Source organism: Qingrenia yutianensis (genome assembly GCF_014385105.1).
GTDB classification, from domain to species: Bacteria; Bacillota; Clostridia; order UMGS1810; family UMGS1810; genus Qingrenia; species Qingrenia yutianensis.
In genome coordinates this window covers 1-23,822 of the sequence record NZ_JACRTE010000016.1, presented here as the reverse complement: position 1 = coordinate 23,822, position 23,822 = coordinate 1, and the positions used below count along the sequence as shown (strand labels likewise).

Here is a 23,822-nt window from a genome sequence, read left to right as displayed (position 1 = left end):
AACTTTGGCATATTTTTTAAAAATTATTTTTGGAGAAAGGAGTTTTAACGGTATGTCAGAACAAATTAAGCTTATTTCACAGAGGATTAAGGAATTGAGGGAGATTTCGGACATTTCCATTACCGAAATGGCAGAGCATCTCAAGCTTTCGGGCGAAGATTACGCAAAATATGAGGAAGGTGTGTGCGATATTCCCGTAAGTATGCTTTACGAAATCGCATCCTATTTTAAGGTTGATTTAACCGAGATTTTATCGGGAGAAGCTCCTAAACTTCGCGTTTTTCAGGTTGTTAAAAAAGGCAAAGGTCTTGAGGTTTTCCGCCGAGAGCAGTATAAATATCACAATCTTGCCTACAACTTTTCAAAAAAGCAAATCGAGCCGTTTACGGTTGAAGTTCCCGTTACGCCCGATGATGAGCCTCTTCACGAAAATTCGCACCCCGGTCAGGAATTTAACTATGTCCTTGAGGGCAAGCTCCTTATCCGTGTCAACGGCAAGGACAACATTTTAGAGGAAGGCGACTCTATTTATTTCAATTCCGTTTATATGCACGGTATGAAAGCATTGGACGGCAAAAAAGCCAAATTTTTGGCTATTATTTTGAACGATTAGTTTGAAATTTTACATTATTTTACTTTTTTGAGGAGTTGTTACCAATGAATTTATTGAATAAATTTTTAGACAGAACAGAATTTGACAGTTACGAAGATTTTTACGAAAATTACAATTTAAAATATAACGACGATTTTAATTTCGGCTTTGACGTTGTGGACGAATATGCGCGTATCTGCCCGGAAAAACAGGCACTTGTGTGGTGCGACGACGAGGGCAGAGAAAGAAAATTCAACTACGGCGAATTGTCAAAATATACAAACAAAACAGCAAATTATTTCAAAAGTCTGGGCATCAAAAAGGGCGATATGGTTATGCTCATTTTGAAACGCCATTATGAATTTTGGTTTTCTATAATCGCACTGCACAAGCTCGGCGCGGTAACCATTCCGGCGACGCATCTTTTAACAAAAAAAGACGTTGTTTACCGATGCAACAGTGCAAAAATTAAAATGATTGTCTGCGCCGACGACGACGTTGTGACAAAACACATTGAGGACAGTTTGGCGGAGTCGCCCACGGTTAAAGCAATCGTGGTTGACCGCGGAGAAAAAGAGGGCTGGCACAGCTTTGAAAAAGGAGTTGAGGCTGCGTCCGACGTATTCGAGCGTCCGACTGGCGACGAAAAAACAAGCGTTAAAGACACTATGCTTTTGTATTTTACATCTGGCACAACGGGCGAGCCGAAGATGGTTTGCCACAACTTTGCTTATCCTCTCGGACACATTCCCACTGCGGCATACTGGCACAACGTTAAAGACGACGGACTCCATCTCACCGTCGCCGACACAGGCTGGGGAAAAGCGGTTTGGGGCAAGCTTTACGGTCAGATGATAGCCGGCACGGGCATATTTATTTACGATTACAGCAGTCGTTTTGAGCCGTCTGATTTGCTCAAAATGGTTGAAAAATATCAGATAACAACTTTCTGCGCTCCCCCGACAATCTACAGATTTTTCATCAAAGCAGACTTGACGAAATTCAACTTGTCGTCCCTCACCCACTGCACCACCGCCGGCGAGGCGCTCAACCCCGAGGTTTACAAAAAATTCCTCGAGGCTACGGGATTGAAACTTTACGAGGGATTCGGTCAGACAGAATCGTGTCTTTCGCTTGCTACTTATAAATGGGAAACTCCGCACACAGGCTCAATGGGTAAGCCGTCGCCTTATTACAAGGCATATCTCCTTAACGACGAGGGCGAGGTTTGCGACCCCGGTCAGACGGGCGAAATCGTGTTCGATATGTCGGACGGCGCACCGATAGGCGTATTTTCGGGTTATCTTTATGATGAGGAAAAGACAAAAGAGGTTCTCGACGGCAAATACTATCACACAGGCGACCTTGCATGGTGTGACGAGGACGGTTTTTACTGGTATGTGGGACGTGTTGACGACGTTATCAAAAGCTCGGGTTACCGCATAGGACCTTTTGAGGTTGAATCGGCGCTTATGGAGCACCCTGCCGTTTTTGAAACTGCAATCACCGCTGTTCCCGACGAAATCCGCGGTCAGGTTGTTAAGGCTACAATCGTTCTTGCAAAGGGATATACCCCGTCGGATGAGCTTGTGAAAGAACTGCAAAATCACGTTAAACGCACCACCGCGCCTTATAAATATCCGAGAATAATCGAATTTGCGGACGAACTTCCGAAAACAATCAGCGGTAAAATCAGACGTGTTGAACTCCGCGAGAAAGACAACAAAAAGAAATAAAAATTTCAATTAAAGAATAAAAATTTTAATAAAAAAGGATACGAACTGTCATTCCGACAATTCGTATCCTCTTTTTTGTACCGTTTTGTGTTCAAATTTAATGTTCAAAATTGCAATAGCCGCGAAAACGAACAACATTCCCAGCGCGGATATAAAACCTACGCTTTGTTTCAGCACCAAAACGCCCAGAACCGTTGCAACAACCGGTTCTACACAGCAAATTATTATCGCTTTTGACGCCTCAATTTTTTCAAGTCCCTTTGTGTAGAGCATATACGGAAGCGCCGTGTTTATGACGGCGAACGACAAAAACAGCGCCGTATTAACACCGCTTTCCGCCGTTATTCTCACCGCGTCAATCGGGTTGCACATAAACAGCGAGCCGATTGTCGAGAACAAAAACGCGTAAAATGTGGACGTATATGTGGAATATTTTTTCACCGCGTATGTGCCGAAAATGCTGTAAAGACTGTATCCGAACCCCGTCGCAAGACCTGCCAAAAGTCCGAGCGGAGTCATTGACACGTTTCCGCCCGACACCAAAACGCACCCTATTATAGTGAGAAAAAGAGAGATGTTTTTTTGCAGTGTTATTTTTTCTTTAAACAGCACCGCCGACAAAATCATTACGAAAATCGGCGCGGTATACATCAAAATGCACGCCATTGACAGTGAATTATTGAGTTTTATAGCGTTGAAATAGAAAAAATTGAACATACAAAAACTCAAAAATCCCATTCCGACGAAAATCCACACGTCTTTAATGTCAATTTTGAACAGTTTTCGGTCTTTTATAAGGAGAAAAATTCCCATAAACACCGTTGTCAGAGCCGAGCGCAGAAAAATTATCTGCATATTTGTATATCCGCGGTCACTCAAAAAACTGCTGTATAAACCTATCATTCCCCACAGCGCCGCCGCGGCGGCAATCATTAAAAAGTTAATTTTTTTATTCATTTTTCACCCAATCCCAAAAATATGCCCCTGCAAAAGCAGAGGCATATTTTTTATTAAAATTGTGTCTTATTTTATCACGTCGCAGCCCATATACGGTCTTAAAACTTCGGGAACCGTCACACTGCCGTCAGCATTCTGGTAATTTTCCAAAATTGCCGCAACCGTTCTGCCGATTGCAACACCGCTGCCGTTGAGCGTGTGCACATACTGCGCTTTTTCGCCCTGCGCGTTTTTGAATTTGATGTTTGCACGGCGTGCCTGGAAATCCTCGAAGTTGGAGCACGACGAAATTTCAACGTATCTGCCGTAGCTGGGCATCCAAACCTCAATATCGTATTTTTTCGCCGCGGTAAAGCCCAAATCGCCGACACAAATTTTAACAACTCTGTACGGAAGTTTCAAAAGCTGAAGCACTTTTTCCGCGTCGCGAGTGAGTTTTTCAAGCTCATCATACGAATTTTCGGGTTTTGCAAACTTAACAAGCTCAACTTTGTTGAACTGATGCTGTCTGATAAGTCCGCGCGTGTCCTTGCCTGCCGAGCCTGCCTCTGCTCTGAAACAAGCCGAGTACGCAACGTGCTTAATCGGAAGTTTGTTTCCGTCCAAAATCTGGTCGCGGTACATATTCGTAACCGGCACCTCCGCGGTCGGAATGAGGAAATAGTCGGTGTTCATAACTTTGAATGCGTCCTCCTCAAATTTCGGGAGCTGACCTGTGCCTATCATACTTCTTCTGTGCACCATATACGGCGGAAAAACCTCCATATAACCGTTCTGTTCGGTGTGCGTATTGAGATAAAAGTTGATTATCGACCTTTCAAGACGCGCACCTTTGTCCTTATAGAAAGTAAATCTTGTGCCCGTAACCTTGCCTGCGGTCGGAGCGTCGAGAATGTCGAGATCCGCGCCGATGTCCCAGTGCGCTTTAGGTTCAAAATCAAACTTTGTCGGCTCCATAAACTTTCTTACTTCAACGTTGTCCTCGTCGGTTTCGCCGTCGGGAACGTCATCAGCCGGAATATTCGGGATTGTGAGCATAACTTTGTTAATCTGCTCGTCAAGATTTCTGATTTTTTCGTCGTATTCCTTAATTTCAGCCGACAGTTTTTTCATATCTTCAAAAAGTGCGCTGACGTCCTTGCCCTCTTTTTTGAGCACGGGAATTTTTTTGCTTTCCTCATTCTGCGCATTTTTCTTCTTTTCAACTTCAAACAAAGCCTCGCGTCTTTCGTTGTCGAGCGCTAAAAGTGCGTCGATGTCCACAACCTCTTTACGGCGCGCAAGAGCCTTTTTAACTCGCTCGGTTTCTGTTCTGATTACCTTAATGTCCAGCATTTTTACTACCCCTTTTTATTCGTTAATTTTATCAATAATGTATTTTTGCAAATCTCCTGTTTTCGCGGTGTCAATGTCTTTTACAGTGTTTTTTGCGTTTTTCTTATTTCCCTTTGCAAATTCGTCAAACGCTTTTTTCACGGTTTCGTTGACAGTTGCAATTTCTTCGGTGTTGTCGTTTTTCTCAATTTCATAATATTTTTCGTTTTTTGCTTTTTCGTCCGCAAGCTCGGTATTTAATTCGTCAAGCTTTTGTTTCAAATTTTCATTCTCTTTTGTAAGACTTTCAATATTCGCTTTGTAACCGCTCATATTTTTGTTTATCGCTTCATTTTCTTTTGAAATGTTGTTTTGCGTGAGATAAGCAAAAATTATAAGTATCAGCGCAAATGAAAAAAGTATTGCCGTGTAAATCCATAAAAATTTAACTTTACCGTTCATAACTATCTCCTGAAATGTTCCTCGGGGAACAATTTTTATATTTTTTGAAGTGTATATCCTTATTACCTCAAAATTTGAGTTTTAACGTATTTTCATTCAAAATAGTAAAATCATATTACCCTATTTTTAAAAAATCATTACATTTTGATTTGAAACGCCGTTTTTTCAGCCGATGTTCAAAATTCTGCAAATTCTTTCCAAATCTGCACTGCCGTAATACTCAATTTCTATTTTTCCTTTTTTCTTGCCGTTTATAACTTTAACCTTTGTGCCGAGCGAATTTTCCATTTTCTTTTCAAAGTCCATAAGCGCAAGCGTTAAATTCAAATCTTCTTTAACTTCTTTTTTCTTTTTTTCAATAATTTTTCCATTCGGATTTTCTTTTATCAGCTTTTCAAGTTCGCGTCTTGTGAGGTTTTCTTTCACGCAAATTTCCGCGTAGTTGTCCTGTAAATCTTTATCGGTTATTGAAAGAAGAATTTTTGCGTGCGCGGCGCTCAATTTGTTCTGTTCAAGATATCCACATATCTTTGTGGATAAGTTTAAAAGTCTTAACGAGTTTGCAACCGTGGAGCGCGACTTGCTCACCTTTTGCGAAATCTGTTCCTGTGTGAGTTCAAAATCCTCCATAAGCTGTTTATAACCGCGAGCCTCTTCAATCGGGTTCAAATCCTCCCTCTGAAGATTTTCGATAAGCGCAATTTCCTGCACCTGTTGATTTGTAAAATCCTTTATTATTGCCGGAATTGTCTTTTTGCCCGCCTTTTTCGACGCTCTCCAGCGTCTTTCGCCGGCAATTATTTTGTAAAATCCGTTGGACTGTTTTTTTACCAAAATCGGCGAAATAACACCGTGTTCGCGTATTGACGCCGCCAAATCTTCAAGTTTTTCGTCGTCAAAATTGGTTCTCGGCTGATTTTTGTTCGGTTCAACTTCTATAATTTTCAGTTCAACGACCGTCGGGTTTTCCTGTGCAACGCCCGTGTCCGATATAAGCGCGCCCAAACCCTTTCCCATTGCCATTTTATTTCACTCCTTCGTTTCTTTCAATAACTTCGTTCGCAAGTTTTGTATAGCTTTCCGCACCTTTCGAGTTCTCGTCATACACCGTGATGGGCTGACCGTAGCTCGGCGCCTCCGAAAGGCGCACATTACGCGGTATAACCGACGCATAAACCTTTTTGGGATAGTATTTTTTAACCTCGTCCGCAACCTGAATTGACAAATTTGTCCGCGCGTCAAACATTGTGAGAAGCACTCCTTCAATGTCGAGCGATGGATTTAATCCTTTTTTCACAAGACGGATTGTCTTTATAAGCTGGCTTAATCCCTCAAGCGCGTAATATTCGCACTGTATGGGAATTAAAATGGTGTCGGCGCACACAAACGCGTTGAGCGTGAGAAGTCCGAGCGACGGCGGACAGTCTATGATAATGTAATCGTAGTCGTCTTTTACCTTTGAAAGTGCAATTTTAAGGCAATTTTCACGGTTTTCCACACCCACAAGTTCAATTTCCGCACCTGCAAGGTCAACATTCGACGGACAAACCGACAAATTTTCAAACTCTGTAACAACGGTCGCCTGTTCCATTGCCGTACTGTTCACCAAAACGTCGTAAACCGAGGTAATATCTTCATTTCTGTCAACACCCACACCGCTTGTCGCGTTTCCCTGGGGGTCTAAATCTATCAAAAGCACTCTTTTTCCGCACTCACCGAGCGCGGCGCTCAAATTTATTGAAGTTGTTGTCTTTCCTACACCGCCTTTTTGATTTGCGACGGCTATACATTTACCCATTGTTTCACCTTCTTATCTTCATATAAACATCTTTTAACAGTATATCACACTTTCATATAAAAGTGCAATAGCTAATTGACAAATAAAGCAAATTTTGTGAAACATTTTTTTATTGTTCCCCGGGGAACATTTTAATAATTTTCCTTTTTTCGGAGCTTTCGCAGTTCATATCTTTTTCTGCCTGCCTCATATTCTTCTCTGTCCTCGTCATTTTCAATTATAAGTTCGGGCACTTTAACGGGATTTTTATTTTCATCAAGCGCAACCATAACAAAATATGCCCTGTTTATCTCTTTTTTCTCGCCGTCGAGTCTTTCCACAAAAGTATCCACACGCACCTCCATAGATGTATTTCCGACGTAAGTTACTCTTCCCTCAAGCACAAGAGAATCGTTTATATTCGCACCCGATTTAAAATTAAGATTGTCCACAGACGCGGTGACAACATTACAGCCCGAATGTCTGCGCGCGGTGACCGCCGCCACAACGTCAATCCACTGCATAAGAACACCGCCGAAAAGCCGTCTTTGCCCGTTTATATGCTGGGGCATTATTATTTCAACGTGGTGCGTTATCGAATCCGATACCCTTTTTTTCATAAAAATCTCCTTAATAATTGAGCATAAGGCTTTTATAACCTTATGCTCATATTTTTATTCTTCAGTTGTCACTTCCTGCGGATTTTCTTCCGTTTCAGCGTCTGTGTTTTCGTCGCTTTCTTCCTCTTTGTCGGTTGTGGTGATTGAAACAACTTTCACACCGTCAGCAAGGCGCATAACCCTTACACCCTGGGTTGTTCTGCCGAATTTGCTGATTTCGTCAACGGCAGTTCTTATGATTACACCGTCGGACGTTATAATCATAACGTCATTGTCGTCGTTAACAATGCCAATACCTGCAACGTCGCCCGTTTTTTCGGTGATTTTGTATCCGAACAAGCCCTTTCCGCCGCGGTTCTGAATTTTAAATTCTTCCAAATCGGTCTTTTTGCCGTAGCCGTTCTCGGTGATGGTGAGAATATCAGCACCCTCTTTGCAGCAGCCTGCGCCGACAACAAAATCATCGCCGTTGAGCGTTATCGCCTTAACACCGCTCGCGCCTCTGCCCATAGGACGAACGTCGCTTTCTTTAAACCTTATGCAAATACCTTTTTTGGTACCTACAATAATGTTATTGTCGCCGTCCGTGAGTTCAACGTGAATAAGTTCGTCATCCTCACGGAGTCCGATTGCAATGAGTCCGCCCTTGCGGATTGTGTCGTAGTCGGTTAAATCCGTCTTTTTGATAACACCGCGCTTTGTGAGCATTGTAAGATATTTGTTTTCTTCAAACTCTTTAATCGGAATAACCGCGGTTATTTTCTCGTCTTTTTCAATCGGCAGAAGATTTACAATAGCACTGCCCTTTGCCTGTCGTCCCGCCTCGGGAATTTGGTAAGTTTTGAGCTTATACATTCTTCCCTTGTTTGTAAAGAAGAGAATGTAGTTATGCGACGACGTAACGAAAATATTTTCTACAAAATCTTCGTCCCGCGTGCTCAATCCCGAAATTCCGCGTCCTCCGCGGTGCTGTGACTTGTAAGTGCTGGACGGAAGCCGTTTAACGTAGCCGAAATGCGTCATTGTAACAACACATTCTTCAACCGGAATAAGGTCCTCGTCCTCAATGTCCACAATTCCGTTTTCGATAGATGTCAAACGCTCGTCACCGTATTTGTCGCGGATTTCGATAAGTTCTTTCTTTATCTGCTCTAAAAGCTTGTGCTCGTCGGCAAGAAGTCCCTTATATTCTTCAACTTTTGCGCTTAAATCGTTATATTCATTCTCAATTTTTTCGCTGTTCAAACGCTGTAACTGCGAGAGTTTCATATCAAGAACGCTCTGCGCCTGAATGTCCGAAAAACCGAACCTTGCCATAAGTCTTTCTTTCGCGTCATCATACGAATTTCTGATAATTTCAATAACTTCGTCGATGTTTGCAATGGCAATTTTTAAGCCTTCCAAGATGTGCATTCTTGCAAGCGCTTTGTCAAGATCATATTTCGTTCTGCGGCGTACAATGTCCTCCTGGAACGAAATAAAGTTCGCCAAAATATCTTTCAAACCGAGAATTTTCGGTTTTCCGTCGCATATTGCAAGCATATTTATCGAAAAACTGTCTTGCAACCGCGTAAATTTAAACAGTTTATTTAGCACAACCTGTGCGTTAACGTCGCGTTTGAGCGAAATTTCAAGCCTTATACCCACACGGTCGGACGAATGGTCGTCAATGTCGTGCAAGCCTTCAATTTTTTTATCTTTAACAAGCGCGGCAATAGACTCAACCAGCATTTTTTTGTTAACCTGATAAGGTAACTCTGTAACAATGATTGATGAAGTGCCGTCCCTGTTTTCTACAATTTCTGTTTTTGCGCGGACTATAACCTTGCCTTTACCCGTCGCGTATGCACTTCTGATACCGCTTCTTCCCATAATGAGCGCTTTTGTCGGAAAATCAGGGCCTTTTATGTATTCCATAAGGTCCTCAACCGAAATGAGCGGATCCTCAATCTGTGCGATAACGCCGTTTAACACCTCTGTGAGGTTGTGAGGCGGAATATTTGTCGCCATACCAACCGCGATACCCGAACTTCCGTTCACCAAAAGCGTCGGTATTCTTGTGGGAAGTACGGACGGCTCTTTTCTTTTTTCGTCGAAATTGGGAACAAAATCAACTGTGTTTTTGTCAATATTTTCCAAAAGAGCATTGGCAATTTTGCTCATTCTCGCCTCGGTATAACGGTATGCAGCCGGAGGGTCACCGTCCACCGAACCGAAGTTTCCGTGACCGTCAATAAGCGGATAACGCAAGGAGAAATCCTGCGCCATTCTTACCAAAGCGTCATATGCCGACGCGTCGCCGTGAGGGTGATACCTACCGATTACGTTACCGACGGTTGTAGCCGACTTAAAAAACGGCTTGTCGTTTGTGAGATGTTCCTCGTACATAGCGTACAAAATACGTCTGTGAACGGGTTTCAAACCGTCGCGGACGTCAGGGAGCGCACGGCTCACGATAACGCTCATCGCGTAGTCGATAAACGCGTCTCGCATACGCTGTTCAATGTCAACATCTACAATAGTCTGCGATTCAAGATACTCTTCAAAATGCGTATCTTCGTATTTTTTATTTTTAGCCATATATATCCTCCAAATTTATTGGAATTTTCTGTAATAAATGTAAGTAAAAACTATATATCCAAATTAGTAACGTACTGTGCGTTTTCTTCAATGAACTGTCTGCGCGGTTCAACCTCGTCTCCCATCAGCACGGTAAATATGTTCGACGCTTTCTCCGCGTCCTCCATAGTAACTTTCAAAAGAATTCTGTTTTTCGGGTCCATAGTGGTTTCCCAAAGCTCCACGGGGTCCATCTCACCAAGACCTTTGAAACGGCTTATTTCAACCTTTGCGTTAGCGTCGCCGTCTTTTAATTCTTCGCTTATTTTATCTCTTTCCTCGTCGCTGAACGCAACTTTCTCTTTTTTTCCTCTTATAAGTTTGTAAAGAGGCGGTTTTGCAAGATAAATGTGTCCTTGTTCTATAAGCGGTTTCATAAAGCGGAAGAAAAACGTTAAAAGAAGCGTCTGAATGTGCGCTCCGTCGACGTCGGCATCCGCCATAATTATAACTTTATCGTATCTTAATTTTTCAGCGTTAAATTCGTCCGCAATACCTGTGCCGAGCGCCTGAATTACGGGTGTGAGTTTGTCGTTGCCGTAAACTTTGTCGGGGCGCACCTTTTCAACATTGAGCATTTTTCCCCAAAGCGGAAGAATTGCCTGATATTTACTGTCACGTCCGTTTTTCGCCGAACCGCCCGCCGAATCACCCTCGACGATATAAATTTCTGTTTTCGTCGGGTCTTTCACAATGCAGTCGGTAAGCTTTCCGGGAAGGGTGCTTGTTCCGAGCGGAGATTTTCTCGTCGCCTCGCGTGCTTTTCTTGCCGCCTCGCGCGCCCTTGACGCTGTGAGCGCTTTGTCGAGAATTGCCCTTGTAACCGACGGATTTTCCTCCAAAAAGTTTGTCAAATGCTCGCCTATCGCGTATTCAACAACACTTCTGACCTCGCTGTTGCCGAGTTTTGTTTTGGTCTGACCTTCAAACTGCGCCTCCAGAACTTTAACGCTGATAACACAGGTAAGACCCTCTCTTATATCCTCGCCCGACAAATTTTTGTCGTTTTCTTTTAAGAAATTAAGCTTTCGCGCAAAGTCGTTGAAAACCTTTGTAAGCGCCGATTTAAAGCCTGTTTCGTGCGTTCCGCCCTCGGTTGTGTGAATGTCGTTTGCAAAGCTAACGAGATTTTCAGTGTAAGCGCTCGTGTACTGCATTGCAATCTCAACTTCGGTGTCGTCCTTTTTCGCCTCAACATAAATAATTTCGTCGTGTATCGGCGTTTTTTCCCTGTTGAGCCACTCAACAAACGATTTTATACCGCCCTCATACTGCAAAATGTCCTGTCTGTCACTGCCGCGCTTGTCTTTGAGTATAATTTTAATACCCTTGTTAAGAAAAGCCTGTTCGCGGAGTCTTGCAAGAAGAATGTCGTAATCGTAAATCAAATCTTCAAAAATTTCGTAGTCGGGCTTAAATGTAATTTTCGTTCCTGTCTTGGTTGTATCTCCGACCTCTTTAAGCTTGCAGGTGCTTTTTCCGCGCTCGTAACGCTGATAAAAAACGTGTTCGCCGTTGTAAATTTCAACCTCGAGATACTCCGAAAGAGCATTAACAACCGACGCACCGACACCGTGCAGACCGCCCGAAACCTTGTATCCTCCGCCGCCGAATTTACCGCCGGCGTGCAGAACGGTGAAAACAACTTCAACCGCCGGAATACCCATTTTTGGGTGAATACCCGTAGGAATACCGCGTCCGTTGTCGGTTACGGTGATGGAATTATCCTCGTTTATTTCAACCAAAATCTCGTCGCAGTAGCCTGCCAGTGCCTCGTCGATACTGTTGTCCACAATTTCGTAAACGAGGTGGTGCAAACCGCGCGAGGACGTTGAACCGATATACATACCCGGTCTTTTTCTCACCGCCTCAAGGCCCTCAAGCACTTGAATTTGATTTTCGTCGTAATTGCTCTGTACTTTTTCGTTACTCATATTTTATTTCCTTTCCGCCCGAAAAAAATTTTTTCAGACATCAAACAAATTGCTGTGATTTGCCCTTTTTAAAAGGGTTTGTGTGGCTATGGGAGATATATAAACAAAAGCGTCATCTTTATTATACTTCACCAAAACGTATGATTTCGGAAGATTTTCAACATCAACGTTTATAACTCTGCCCATCATTTCTTCATTTTTCAAAAATTCTTTGGTTGTGCGCGAAAGCGACGACGATTCCATATCCATAATAGCTATAATATCGTCTTTTTTCACCACAACGTCTGCACCCAGATGAAGATACACATTTTTTCCCCTTTCAGGCACTGTTTAATTAACAGCTTTGCCGTTTTTTATGTGTATAAAATTGGCGTTTTTAACGTTTTCCTTTTCGGTGCAGGTCATAAATGTCTGCTTATCCTTTATTTTTTCAAAAAGAAAACCGCGCCTTTTTATGTCAATTTCACTTGTAATATCGTCAAACAAAAGAACGGGATATTCTCCGCAGATTTCTCCCGTAACCTCACATTCCGAAAGTTTAAGCGACAAAACCGACGTTCTTATTTGCCCCTGTGAGCCGTAATGTTTCAAATCCTTGCCGTTTATAAAAAGAGAAAAATCGTCGCGGTGAGGTCCGACAAGGCAAAATCCCGCGTCAATCTCTTTTTTCGTATGCTCGTTTATATATTGGAGAACCTTTTCCCTGTCGTTAAAATTTTCTTTAACCGACGGATTGTAAAAAATATCGAGATTTTCTCTTCCGCCCGAAATTTCACTTTGAAATTCCTTTAAATAAGGATAAATTTTGTCTATTATAAACGCGCGGTATTTAAAAATAAGATGAGCAAATTCCGCAAGTTTTTCATTCCACACATAAATCAAATTTTCATCGGCGTTAAACGATTTCAAAAGAGTGTTTTTCTGCTTTAAAACCTTGTAATAATTAAGAAGAAGCTTAAAATAAACAGGATAAAGCGACGATATAAAAACGTCTAAAAAATGCCTTCTTTCACTCGGTGCGCCTTTAATGAGATTAAGACAGTCGGGAGTGAACAAAACCGCCTTTACAAAGCCTACAAGCTCGCTTAATTTTTTTATGTTTACACCGTTTAATGTGATAATTTTTTCATCTTTAAGCAAAATTTCCGCAAAATTTAAGGAACCGAATTTTTCAAATTCTATCTTAATTTTTGCCGTATCTTCGCCGAATAAAACAACTTCCTTGTCTTTTACGTTTTTAAACGACCTGCCGGTGCAGAAATAATAAAAGGCCTCGATAATATTTGTTTTTCCCTGCCCGTTTTCACCGTAGATAAGGTTAAAATTGTCGGAAAATGTCAAAAATTCGTCCTTATAATTTCTGAAATTGTGAAGGTTTAAAGAATTTATTTTCAAATATTTTCACCGTCAACCTTTAACGATATTTTCTGCCCGTCGTATGAAATTAAAACCTCGTCTCCGGGATAAATTTTCTTTCCGCGCCTTGTTTCGGTTTCGCCGTTTAAAGTAACATATCCCTCTTGTATAAGAATTTTCGCATCCGTGCCTTCTTCAACAACGCCGGCAAATTTTAAAAGCTGCTGGAGCTGAATAAAAGGTGTTTTTATTTTTATAATTTCCATTTTTTCACCTATCTTTTAAATTCGCGCGGAAGAACCATATAGAAAAACTCGTCGCCCTCGGTCGGACGTATAACGAGAGGCGAACGCTCGGTGTTAAATTCCATAATAATATTATCGTTTGACGACGCTTTGAGAGCGTCCAGGAAAAATTTACTTCCCAAACCTATGCAAAGTGTGTCGGAAGTCTGCTCTATTTCTATTTCTTCGTGGAAATTTCCTTTTTTCGATACGCAGTCAACGCACATAACACCGCCGTCAATATCCAAAATTATCGGCAGACGCGAATCATCGTAGTTTATAATTATCGACGCGCGTTCAACCGTCTGTGTGATAAGGCGTCTGTCCATTTTTATGGAAAATTTCTTTTCTTTCGGAATAAATTGCTCGTAATTTATGTATTCACCGCCCATAAGAGATGAAACTATCACCGTATTTTCAAATTTAAACACAACGCTGTTGTTTGAGAGAGAAACTTCAACTTCCGTTTCGTCATCGCGGAGTATTTTCAAAACTTCGTTTAATATTCTTCCCTTAACAATAAAAGAAAATTCTTCCTCCTGCTCTTTTATCGGCATTTTTCGGATAGCCATACGGTAGCCGTCTATTGAAACAAGCTTAAGTTCGTTTTTTCCTACCTCAAATTTAACACCGGTAAGAATGGGACGCGATTCGTCCTGTGCCGCGGCAAATGCAGTATCGCGCACAATATCTTTAAATTCCTTAGACTCAAATGTGAGAACATAAGAAGAATAAACGTCGGGGAATTTAGGAAATTCTTCCGCGCTGATACCGGCAATGTTAAATTTGTTTTTAGATGTATAAATTGTAGCCTCGTTTTTGTCGTTTATTTCAATGTTTATAGGTCCGTCATCAGATTTTCTTATAATGTCCGAAAACATTCTTGCATCAAGCACCGTTTCGCCCGGCTCGGTAACGTTTGCCTCTATTGTGCATTTTATTGATATTTCAAGATTTGTTGCATAAAGAGTCAATCCTTCTTTTGCTTCAAGCTTTATACCTCTTAAAATTTCTATATTGTTTGCCGAGTTGGTTGCTTTTGAAACATTGTTAAGAGCGTCTGCCAATTCTTCTTTTAAACAATAAAATTTCATAATTTATAAGCTCCTTACAGTAATATATAATATATTAGTTATTTACAATAGAATAGTAAATATAATATTTATTTTAAATAAGCATAAGTATTATTAGGCGGTGTGTATAGTGTGTAAAATGTCGGTTTTATGGTTTGCAAAGGTAAATTCAGGCTGTGGATAACATTGTGGATAAAGTGTATTGAGTATCCACAGTTACAACAGATACAATTTTGCAGAATTTTCCAAATTTTTTATTCACCTGTGGATAACTTATATTTATCAACTTTTTGTGGATAACCCAATACTCAATTTGTGGATATGTGGAAAAAGTAATAAAAAAGGTATGTGGATAACTTTTTTCGCATTTTATCTGTTTCTGATGTTTTTAATAATGTCGTTAACCAGATTTTTAATGCTCGAATCGGTATTTATAGCCTCTTCCACTTTGTTTATTCCGTTTAAAACTGTGGAATGATCGCGTCCGCCCAGCTCCTGACCTATCTTCGGCGTGGACATTTCGGTAAGTTCGCGCATTATATACATAGCAATATGGCGCGCAAAGGCAACATCTTTGCTGCGTTTTGAGCTGACAAGCGAATTTTCTTTTAAATTAAAATGTTTTTCAACAAGCACCGTTTCGCCCGGCTCGGTAACGTTTGCCTCTATTGTGCATTTTATTGATATTTCAAGATTTGTTGCATAAAGAGTCAATCCTTCTTTTGCTTCAAGCTTTATACCTCTTAAAATTTCTATATTGTTTGCCGAGTTGGTTGCTTTTGAAACATTGTTAAGAGCGTCTGCCAATTCTTCTTTTAAACAATAAAATTTCATAATTTATAAGCTCCTTACAGTAATATATAATATATTAGTTATTTACAATAGAATAGTAAATATAATATTTATTTTAAATAAGCATAAGTATTATTAGGCGGTGTGTATAGTGTGTAAAATGTCGGTTTTATGGTTTGCAAAGGTAAATTCAGGCTGTGGATAACATTGTGGATAAAGTGTATTGAGTATCCACAGTTACAACAGATACAATTTTGCAGAATTTTCCAAATTTTTTATTCACCTGTGGATAACTTATATTTATCAACTTTTTGTGGATAACCCAATACTCAATTTGTGGATATGTGGAAAAAGTAATAAAAAAGGTATGTGGATAACTTTTTTCGCATTTTATCTGTTTCTGATGTTTTTAATAATGTCGTTAACCAGATTTTTAATGCTCGAATCGGTATTTATAGCCTCTTCCACTTTGTTTATTCCGTTTAAAACTGTGGAATGATCGCGTCCGCCCAGCTCCTGACCTATCTTCGGCGTGGACATTTCGGTAAGTTCGCGCATTATATACATAGCAATATGGCGCGCAAAGGCAACATCTTTGCTGCGTTTTGAGCTGACAAGCGAATTTTCTTTTAAATTAAAATGTTTTTCAACAAGTGTTATAATGGTTGACGGAGTGATAATTCCGGCATTGACCACATTGAAATCCGCAAGCGCATTTTCCACAATTTCAAGCGTTACTGGACGTTTTGAAAATCCTGTGAGGGCGGTTATTTTTTTAATCGTTCCCTCAAGCTCACGCACGTTAGAATTTATGTTTGACGCTATATATGTGATAAGGTCGTAGTCAATATCAAGGTTAAACTGTTCCGCTTTTTGCTTCAAAATAGCCGCTCGCGTTTCAAAATCGGGAGGCTGAATGTCAACCAAAAGACCGCTTTCAAAACGGGTGCGGAGCCTTTCTTCAAGAGTGTGAAGTTCTTTCGGCGGACGGTCGCTCGATATAACAATCTGCTTGTTGGCAAGAAAAAGAGAGTTAAAAGTGTGGAAAAATTCTTCCTCACTGCTCGTTTTTCCGGCAATAAACTGAATATCGTCCACAATCAGCACGTCTATTGTGCGGTATTTGCTGCGGAATTCTTCGTTTCGCTGTTGTCTTATGGAGTTGATAAGCTCGTTCACAAACTGCTCCGACGAAACGTACACAACTTTTTTTTCGGGATAAGTTTCCAAAACGCGGTTGCCGATAGCGTTCATAAGATGAGTTTTGCCGAGTCCCGAACCGCCGTATATGAAAAACGGGTTGTATAAAATGGACGGTGCCTCCGCAACGGCAAGAGCCGCCGCCTGTGCAAACTGGTTGGACTGACCTATTATGTAATTTTCAAAAGTATACTGCGGATTTAGGGGATATCCGCCCATATCTTTTCTCTCTTCCTTGTCAAAATCGGGAAGAATAAGAGGTTTTAAGTCTTTGTCACCGTCAACGATAACGTCAATCTGATAATCTTTGCCGGTTATATAGAAAACAGAGTTTTTTATAAGATCCATATAACGCTCGCAAATCATAGTTTTGTTTATCGGAGTCGGCACTTTAAGTGATATAGACTCCTCCGTCATAGTGAGCGGAGTTATTGATTTTATCCAGGTTTTATATGAAATTTGCTGGTCGGCAAATTCTTCCTCCATCAAGGTAAGAGCCTCCTGCCAGATACCTTCAAGTCGTTCCATTTCTATCTCCTTTAACGTAAAAAACAGTAAAAATTAAAAATAACACAAAAGTATATAAAAATTTTTAATAAGCACAAATATACATCAGATATTATAACACAAAATAATATTTTTTTCAAGGAATTTTGTAAAAAAATATTGACAAATTGTATTATTATAAAGTATAGTAGTAATGTTAGAGATAAAAATAAGATTTTTAGCCCTCTTAGTTAAATGGATATAACAAACCCCTCCTAAGGGTTAGTTGTGAGTTCGATTCTCGCAGAGGGTGCCAAACAGGAATGAATTTTTAATTTATTCCTGTTTTTGTTATATTATTTAGAATTTATAAAATAAAAAACAAAAAATTTGACATAAAAAAACATATGTGATAAAATGAAATAAATATACTAATTTACTAACGGTGAAGAAAATCTGAACCGAAAGAGAGGAAAATTTTAATGTATAAATACGACAAAAAATCGCTCATTGCGGACGAATTTATCAATGACGAAGAAATCAGAAAAACGCTCGAATACGCCGAGCAAAACAAAAACAACGAGGCGTTAATCGACGAAATTCTTGAAAAAGCACGTCCGTATAAAACAGACAAAGGCACGTTTTGCAGAGGTCTTGACCACAGAGAGGCATCGGTGCTTTTGGCGTGCGAAATTCCCGAAAAAATAGAAAAAATGTATGCGCTCGCCGAGGAGATTAAAAAAGCTTTTTACGGCAACAGAATTGTTATTTTTGCACCTCTTTATCTTTCAAACTACTGTGTAAACGGCTGTGTATACTGTCCTTATCACGCGGTTAACAAGCACATTCCGCGCAAAAAACTCACACAGGAGGAAATTAAAAACGAGGTTATCGCGCTTCAGAATATGGGACATAAGCGTCTTGCAATCGAGGCAGGCGAAGACCCTGTTAACAATCCGCTTGAATACATTCTCGAAAGCATAAAAACTATTTATTCAATAAAAAACAAGCACGGCGAAATAAGACGCGTTAACGTAAATATTGCCGCAACAGACGTTGAAAGTTACCGAAAGCTTAAAGAGGCGGGAATCGGCACATATATCCTTTTCCAGGAAACCTATCATAAAGAAAGTTATCTTCAGCTCCACCCCACAGGTCCCAAGCACGACTATAATTATCACACCGAGGCTATGGACAGAGCTATGGAGGGCGGTATTGATGATGTTGGACTGGGCGTTTTGTTCGGCCTTGAAATGTATAAATACGAATTTGCCGGACTTTTGATGCACGCTGAACATCTTGAGGCGGTGCACGGCGTAGGTCCTCACACAATAAGCGTTCCGCGAATTAAAAAAGCGGACGACATCGACCCGAACGTATTTGACAACGGCATAAGCGACGATATTTTCGCAAAAATATGCGCGCTTATAAGAATTGCCGTTCCGTATACGGGTATGATTATCTCAACGCGCGAGAGCCAGGCGGTGAGAGAAAAGGTTATAAGACTCGGCGTTTCGCAGATAAGCGGAGGCTCGAGAACGTCGGTCGGCGGATATACCGAGAAGGAACGTCCGCACGATACAGAGCAGTTTGACGTTTCCGACCAGCGCACGCTCGACGAGGTGTTAAGATGGCTTATGAATATGGGATATATCCCCTCTTTCTGCACCGCGTGCTACCGCGAGGGCAGAACGGGCGACAGGTTTATGTCGCTGTGCAAGTCGGGACAAATTCAGAATTGCTGTCACCCCAACGCGCTTATGACGCTCAAAGAATTTTTGATGGATTATGCGTCGCCCGAAACGGTGAAAGCAGGCGAGGCGCTTATAAATAAAGAACTTGAAAACATTCCGAAAGAAAAAGTTAAAAATATTTGCATTGAAAATCTTAAAAAAATTGAAGAAGGAATAAGAGATTTCAGATTTTAAGGAGAAGTTTATGGAAGAAACAAGAGTTGCGCTTATTTCAATTATCGTGGAGAATATCGAAAAAACCGAAGAATTGAACAGAATTTTGCACGAATATAAAGATTATATAATAGGCAGAATGGGAATTCCGTATAAAGCGAAAAATATTTCGGTGATAAGTGTTGCCGTTGACGCACCGCAGGACGAAACCAATGCGCTGACGGGCAAACTCGGCAGAATTGACGGCATAAGCACAAAAACCACTTTTTCAAATCATTAGTTTTTATCTCCGTTTGTGTTTTCGCAAACGGAGATTTTTTAAGTAATTTATAAAACTTTCCGAAAATTCCTCTTTTTTTATGTTACTACACAAAAATTTTTGCGCTTTACTATAAATTAAACAGGTTAGCGGAAAAAGGCGGTGTTTATTACCGTATTATTTCAAACGGCAACGATTGCGAAGAATGTCATACAAATGTAGGAAAATCAATACCTATAAATGAGGCTTCCGCAGGAGAGAATTTTATACCTTTTCACCCGAATTGTGATTGTATGGCTGAAGTTTTGGATAAAGACGGAAACTTTATCGAAAACATAGGAAGTATAAAAGATTTATACAATGATGAAAATGATTTGGCACAAGACTTGCTTGACCCATTTACTGATACTGTGGAACAAGTCGTTTTAGGCGATTATTCGGAAAAAAACACAGTTTCGGGAAATGTATGGTCTGTTATAGTCGGCGCTCTGCTTGCTTTAGTAGGATTAGACGCAATATTTGATGTAAGAGATTTTGTTTATGATGTAAGTCATTACAATCACACAAAAAAAGATTTACTTAAACTATCGTTGGATATAGTTTCTATAGCGCCTATTGTCGGAGAAGTTACAAAGTACGGCGGAAAAATTTTAAAAATTGCAAAATACGGTGATGATGCTATAGACGCTGTAAAGAGTGCAGATAAAATTTCCGATATTGTTGACAGTGCAGAAGACATTATAAGACATTCCGACGATATTGCTGATGTGGGTAAAGGTATAGAGAGAATCTCGACAAGCAAACTAATACAAACGCATAGTATTACATTAAGCAGAAAAGAGTATAACAGATTATTAGAAGATATAAGAAAAAACGGAATAAAGGAAAGTATAAAATATGTGGAATATATGGGAGAAAAGTATGTAGTTGATGGTCATCATAGATTACAAATAGCGAAACAATTAAAAATTGAAAAAGTTCCTGTGGAGAGAGTATTTCTTCCTTATAAAGGATATAAAACACTAAATGACTTGCTTTGGTTTGATTAAGGAGATGATAAAATGATATACATAACGGGCGATACACACATTCCTATCGACATAAAAAAGCTGAACACGAAGAATTTTCCTGAGCAGAAAACGCTGACAAAAGAAGATTATGTGATTATCTGCGGTGATTTCGGCGGTGTCTGGAACGGTAAAAATGAGGAAAAATACTGGCTCAACTGGCTGAAAAACAAGAATTTTACCACATTGTTCATTGACGGAAACCACGAAAATTTTGATATGCTTAAAAATTTTGAAATTGCAGATTTATTGGGCGGCAAGGTGCAAAAAATTGACGAAGGAATTTTTCATTTAATGCGCGGTGAAGTATACAATATTGACAAAAAGAAAATTTTTGCGTTCGGCGGTGCAAATTCTCACGACAAAGAATACCGTACCGAGGGAATATCGTGGTGGAAAGAGGAAATTCCAAGCGCGGAAGAATATGAAAACGCACGAAAAAATCTTGAAAAAAACGGGCGGAAAGTAGATTATATCATAACTCATTGCGCGCCCGGGTTTATAAACAGCGGGATTTTTCATTATGAAAATGACGGGATAAATGATTTTTTAGACGAAATATCGAATAAAATTGATTTTAAAAAGTGGTTTTTCGGGCATTATCACGACGACAAAAAAATAAACGAAAAGTACACTTGCGTTTTTGATGAAATCATCCCGATAGAATAAAAGTGAGGTAATTATAATGGAAAGCGAAAAAGTAAAAATGTTTAAGAAAAACTTAGAAAAGGCGCTTGACATCAGCAAGGACGAATTAAGAAGAAGAAAAAACGATATGCCGGGCGAAAGCACGGTTGAGCAACTTGAAGAAGTAATAATTCCCGAGCTGGAAAAACTTTTGAAAATGGATTATAATAATCTGCCGCCGGTAGAGGACAGATATTTGATTTCGCTCGCATATGCTCTCAAAGTGTGGGAATGGAGTATGAAAAACGCGTCAACATTGTATTTGCTCATTGTGAAATTACACGAAGATTACAAAAAATTATAATGGGAAATTTTTATGAAAACAAAAGAATTAAATTTGTGTCTGTTAAAAAATATACCCGAAATAAAGGAAAAGTATGAAGAAGAAACATTGTGGCAGGAAAAGGACGAAACGGGTTCACACACGGTGTTCGGCAATGTATTTACGCCGTATTTGCTGTCTTGCGGAGATAACGGCGATTTTGGAAATTTGAAAAAATGTTTTGATTTTATCGAAAATGTTCTTTCGGAAAACGACAGATACAGCGAGGAAGTTATAGCTTTCAGCGTGCTTGAAAGAATTTATGATGATACGGGGAAAAAATACGAAAATTTTATGAAAAACAAGACGAAAAAGTTGTTTTATGAGGTAATCAAAAATTATTTTAATTAAAATTTTTATAATTTAAGGGTCTTAAAAATATGTATTTCAGCAAAAACGATAAAAAAGTAATAAAATTTTATTGCAATATAAATGAATATGAAAATGAAGAAATGTTATTGAAATGGAAAGACGGTTCACAGATTAAGGCAAAATTTGATACCTGTTTTGATGATGATAACGGCCTTGATGTTGACGATAAAAATTATGAGGATTTCACAACTTTTGCGTTTGCAGCGGTTGAAACGAAAGGCAATCCGCCCGTTTTCATAACGAAAGATAACTATTTTTGCATAAATTATAAAAACTTTCCCGAAGAAATATTTGCCGGAGGGAAGAAAATAAATTAAAATGTGAAAACTTTAAAGGACGGGGTAATTATAATGGAAAGCGAAAAAGTAAGGTTATTTAAGAAAAAGGTGGATATAGCTTTGAGAATAAGTAAAGATGACCTTCGCAGACGAAAAAATGATGCACCGGGCGAAAGCACAATAGAACAGCTTGAAGAAACGATAATTCCCGAGATGGAAAAACTTTTAAAAATGGATTACGACAATCTGCCTCCTGCAAAGGACAGATACCTCGTTTCGTTTGCCTATGCTTTCAGAGTCTGGGAGTGGAGTATGGTAAATACTACAAGGCTTTTTGATTTGCTTGTAGAATTAAACCGAGAATACAAAGAATTATAATTTTTAAAGTGAGCCGAAATGAATAAAAAATTATATGAAAAACTTGAATACATAGATAAAAAGGCGGAGAAAACCTCGGCGGACTTGGAATTTTTGATAAAAAATTCTGAAAATTCCGACAGTGAAATAAGAGATTATGAGTTTTCAGATGAAGACATAAAAATTTTCAATAAAATATAAAAAACGGCTTTTAGCCTCTCCTCAATAAGAAAGCATTGGTTTTGAAGCCGTATTTTAAATTCATACTACGTCAAAAACCTGCCATATGCGTCAGCATAACGGCAGGTTTTATTTCTTGTCTGAATTGTAAAATCCGATATTCAAAACTGCTCCGCACCTTAAAAACAAGATTTTTTGATGAATTTCAAGGCAAAAAAGTGAGTAATCCTGACGGATTGCGAGCTTTTTTAACGCAGAAAGGCGCGAAAAATATGTTTTTAAGGCAATGTTGTCTTATCGAGGAGTGGCGAGACTATCCCAAATTTTGTGTAAAGTCTATACAAGACCTCCAAGATGATATATAATAAAAATATCATTTTGGAGGTTTAAATTATGCCTAAGTACAAATTAAGTCCCGAAGAACGGGCAGCGGAAAAAGAACGCAAGGAGAATTTGCGTAACATCATGAAAGGACTCGATGTGAAGAATTTTGATGACCTGAAAGATGTATTCAAAATGATGGTCGGAGAAATGCTAGAAAACGGTCTTGACGGAGAACTTGATGATGAATTGGGTTACACCAAGTATGATTATCGCAACAAAGAGGGTGAAAATAGCCGCAACGGCTATTCCAAAAAGACCCTTAAAACAAGCTTTGGTGAGACGAAAATCAAAATACCGAGAGACAGAGACGGTGTATTTGAGCCGCAGCTTGTAAAGAAGAATCAAACAACGCTGACCGGCGACATCGAAGAAAAGATAATATCGATGTATGCTAAAGGTATGACTACAAGCGATATAGAAGCTCATATCGGGGATATTTACGGTTTAGACTGTTCAGACACAACCATAAGTCGAATAACCGATAAAATACTGCCAATCGTGCGTGAATGGCAGTCAAGACCACTCGAAGAAATATATGCGGTTGTCTTTATGGATGCTATACACTTTCACGTAAGAAGCGAAGGTCAGATTGTAAAAAAAGCTGTATACATAGCAATCGGCATTAATATGAATGGACTCAAAGAAGTGTTGGGTATGTGGGTAGGAGAAAATGAAAGTGCTAAGTTCTGGTTATCTGTTATGAACGGATTGAAAAACCGGGGATTGCAGGATATATTGATAGCTTGTGTTGACGGACTTACAGGCTTTCCTGCAGCTATTGAAGCAGTATACCCCAAAACAGAAATA

General features: G+C 39.8%; 26 protein-coding genes and 1 tRNA gene. 13 read left to right on the top strand and 14 right to left on the bottom strand.

Translation table 11 applies throughout. The features are described 5' to 3' along the window. Positions 1 to 52: 52 nt before the first annotated feature. Both H8706_RS09970 and H8706_RS09965 read left to right on the top strand, forming a co-directional pair. Positions 53 to 613, top strand: coding sequence for a helix-turn-helix domain-containing protein (locus tag H8706_RS09970; protein WP_178347475.1), 561 nt, complete (start codon positions 53 to 55; stop codon positions 611 to 613). 44 nt (positions 614 to 657) lie between these two features. Continuing rightward, positions 658 to 2,328 (top strand): AMP-binding protein, encoded by a 1,671-nt coding sequence (locus H8706_RS09965; protein WP_262432501.1) that lies wholly within the window; start codon positions 658 to 660, stop codon positions 2,326 to 2,328. A gap of 48 nt (positions 2,329 to 2,376) precedes the next feature. Here the strand turns inward: H8706_RS09965 and H8706_RS09960 are convergent, their stop codons facing one another. The 14 genes from H8706_RS09960 to dnaA form a co-directional block, all read right to left on the bottom strand. After that, entirely contained in the window at positions 2,377 to 3,285 is a 909-nt protein-coding gene (locus H8706_RS09960) for a DMT family transporter (RefSeq protein WP_262432500.1), read from the bottom strand. 66 nt (positions 3,286 to 3,351) lie between these two features. After that, positions 3,352 to 4,620 (bottom strand): serine--tRNA ligase, encoded by a 1,269-nt coding sequence (gene serS, locus H8706_RS09955; RefSeq protein ID WP_262432499.1) that lies wholly within the window; start codon positions 4,618 to 4,620, stop codon positions 3,352 to 3,354. 15 nt (positions 4,621 to 4,635) lie between these two features. Then, complete coding sequence (locus H8706_RS09950; protein WP_262432498.1) at positions 4,636 to 5,061, bottom strand: hypothetical protein; 426 nt, start codon at positions 5,059 to 5,061, stop codon at positions 4,636 to 4,638. Between the two features lie 165 nt (positions 5,062 to 5,226). Further along, positions 5,227 to 6,084, bottom strand: coding sequence for a ParB/RepB/Spo0J family partition protein (locus H8706_RS09945; protein WP_178347480.1), 858 nt, complete (start codon positions 6,082 to 6,084; stop codon positions 5,227 to 5,229). Between the two features lies 1 nt (position 6,085). Beyond that, positions 6,086 to 6,859 (bottom strand): ParA family protein, encoded by a 774-nt coding sequence (locus H8706_RS09940; protein WP_178347481.1) that lies wholly within the window; start codon positions 6,857 to 6,859, stop codon positions 6,086 to 6,088. Between the two features lie 131 nt (positions 6,860 to 6,990). Further along, positions 6,991 to 7,458, bottom strand: a complete 468-nt coding sequence (locus H8706_RS09935; protein ID WP_178347482.1) for an acyl-CoA thioesterase — start codon at positions 7,456 to 7,458, stop codon at positions 6,991 to 6,993. 54 nt (positions 7,459 to 7,512) lie between these two features. After that, positions 7,513 to 10,038 (bottom strand): DNA gyrase subunit A, encoded by a 2,526-nt coding sequence (gyrA, locus tag H8706_RS09930; protein WP_262432497.1) that lies wholly within the window; start codon positions 10,036 to 10,038, stop codon positions 7,513 to 7,515. A 50-nt stretch (positions 10,039 to 10,088) separates the two neighbouring features. Beyond that, on the bottom strand, positions 10,089 to 12,011 hold the full coding sequence (gyrB, locus tag H8706_RS09925; protein ID WP_262432496.1) for a DNA topoisomerase (ATP-hydrolyzing) subunit B: 1,923 nt from the start codon (positions 12,009 to 12,011) through the stop codon (positions 10,089 to 10,091). Between the two features lie 33 nt (positions 12,012 to 12,044). After that, complete coding sequence (remB, locus tag H8706_RS09920) at positions 12,045 to 12,317, bottom strand: extracellular matrix regulator RemB (RefSeq protein WP_178347485.1); 273 nt, start codon at positions 12,315 to 12,317, stop codon at positions 12,045 to 12,047. 24 nt (positions 12,318 to 12,341) lie between these two features. Beyond that, positions 12,342 to 13,406, bottom strand: a complete 1,065-nt coding sequence (recF, locus tag H8706_RS09915; protein WP_262432495.1) for a DNA replication/repair protein RecF — start codon at positions 13,404 to 13,406, stop codon at positions 12,342 to 12,344. After that, on the bottom strand, positions 13,403 to 13,633 hold the full coding sequence (locus H8706_RS09910; RefSeq protein WP_262432494.1) for an RNA-binding S4 domain-containing protein: 231 nt from the start codon (positions 13,631 to 13,633) through the stop codon (positions 13,403 to 13,405). Before H8706_RS09910 ends, recF begins: the two co-directional genes overlap by 4 nt. An 8-nt stretch (positions 13,634 to 13,641) precedes the next feature. Next, positions 13,642 to 14,745, bottom strand: a complete 1,104-nt coding sequence (gene dnaN / locus H8706_RS09905) for a DNA polymerase III subunit beta (protein ID WP_262432493.1) — start codon at positions 14,743 to 14,745, stop codon at positions 13,642 to 13,644. Between the two features lie 348 nt (positions 14,746 to 15,093). After that, positions 15,094 to 15,558, bottom strand: a complete 465-nt coding sequence (locus H8706_RS09900; RefSeq protein WP_262432492.1) for a helix-turn-helix domain-containing protein — start codon at positions 15,556 to 15,558, stop codon at positions 15,094 to 15,096. Between the two features lie 348 nt (positions 15,559 to 15,906). Next, positions 15,907 to 17,244 carry a chromosomal replication initiator protein DnaA gene (gene dnaA / locus H8706_RS09895; protein ID WP_262432491.1) on the bottom strand — a complete coding sequence of 446 codons (1,338 nt, stop codon included), beginning with the start codon at positions 17,242 to 17,244 and terminating at the stop codon, positions 15,907 to 15,909. Positions 17,245 to 17,443: 199 nt separating this feature from the next. Between dnaA and H8706_RS09890 the strand changes: the two genes are divergently transcribed. The 11 genes from H8706_RS09890 to H8706_RS09840 all read left to right on the top strand — a co-directional run. Continuing rightward, positions 17,444 to 17,518 (top strand) — tRNA-Arg (locus H8706_RS09890). A 166-nt stretch (positions 17,519 to 17,684) separates the two neighbouring features. Continuing rightward, positions 17,685 to 19,130, top strand: coding sequence for a [FeFe] hydrogenase H-cluster radical SAM maturase HydG (gene hydG, locus H8706_RS09885; RefSeq protein ID WP_262432490.1), 1,446 nt, complete (start codon positions 17,685 to 17,687; stop codon positions 19,128 to 19,130). 10 nt (positions 19,131 to 19,140) lie between these two features. Then, positions 19,141 to 19,389 (top strand): TM1266 family iron-only hydrogenase system putative regulator, encoded by a 249-nt coding sequence (locus H8706_RS09880; protein ID WP_262432489.1) that lies wholly within the window; start codon positions 19,141 to 19,143, stop codon positions 19,387 to 19,389. Between the two features lie 272 nt (positions 19,390 to 19,661). Next, on the top strand, positions 19,662 to 20,417 hold the full coding sequence (locus H8706_RS09875; RefSeq protein ID WP_262432488.1) for a ParB N-terminal domain-containing protein: 756 nt from the start codon (positions 19,662 to 19,664) through the stop codon (positions 20,415 to 20,417). Positions 20,418 to 20,429: 12 nt separating this feature from the next. Continuing rightward, complete coding sequence (locus H8706_RS09870) at positions 20,430 to 21,104, top strand: metallophosphoesterase family protein (RefSeq protein WP_262432487.1); 675 nt, start codon at positions 20,430 to 20,432, stop codon at positions 21,102 to 21,104. A gap of 16 nt (positions 21,105 to 21,120) precedes the next feature. After that, the gene (locus H8706_RS09865) at positions 21,121 to 21,426 is read left to right on the top strand and encodes a hypothetical protein (RefSeq protein WP_262432486.1); all 306 of its coding nucleotides are present in this window, start codon (positions 21,121 to 21,123) and stop codon (positions 21,424 to 21,426) included. Between the two features lie 12 nt (positions 21,427 to 21,438). Next, on the top strand, positions 21,439 to 21,795 hold the full coding sequence (locus H8706_RS09860) for a DUF7674 family protein (RefSeq protein ID WP_262432485.1): 357 nt from the start codon (positions 21,439 to 21,441) through the stop codon (positions 21,793 to 21,795). A gap of 101 nt (positions 21,796 to 21,896) precedes the next feature. Then, positions 21,897 to 22,133 carry a hypothetical protein gene (locus H8706_RS09855; protein WP_262432484.1) on the top strand — a complete coding sequence of 79 codons (237 nt, stop codon included), beginning with the start codon at positions 21,897 to 21,899 and terminating at the stop codon, positions 22,131 to 22,133. 33 nt (positions 22,134 to 22,166) lie between these two features. After that, a complete protein-coding gene (locus tag H8706_RS09850) occupies positions 22,167 to 22,472 on the top strand; it encodes a hypothetical protein (RefSeq protein WP_262432483.1) in 306 nt (101 codons plus the stop codon). An 18-nt stretch (positions 22,473 to 22,490) separates the two neighbouring features. Continuing rightward, positions 22,491 to 22,652 (top strand): hypothetical protein, encoded by a 162-nt coding sequence (locus H8706_RS09845; RefSeq protein WP_262432482.1) that lies wholly within the window; start codon positions 22,491 to 22,493, stop codon positions 22,650 to 22,652. A 372-nt stretch (positions 22,653 to 23,024) separates the two neighbouring features. Further along, positions 23,025 to 23,822: IS256 family transposase (locus H8706_RS09840; RefSeq protein ID WP_262432481.1), on the top strand; the 798-nt coding region annotated here is incomplete at its 3' end.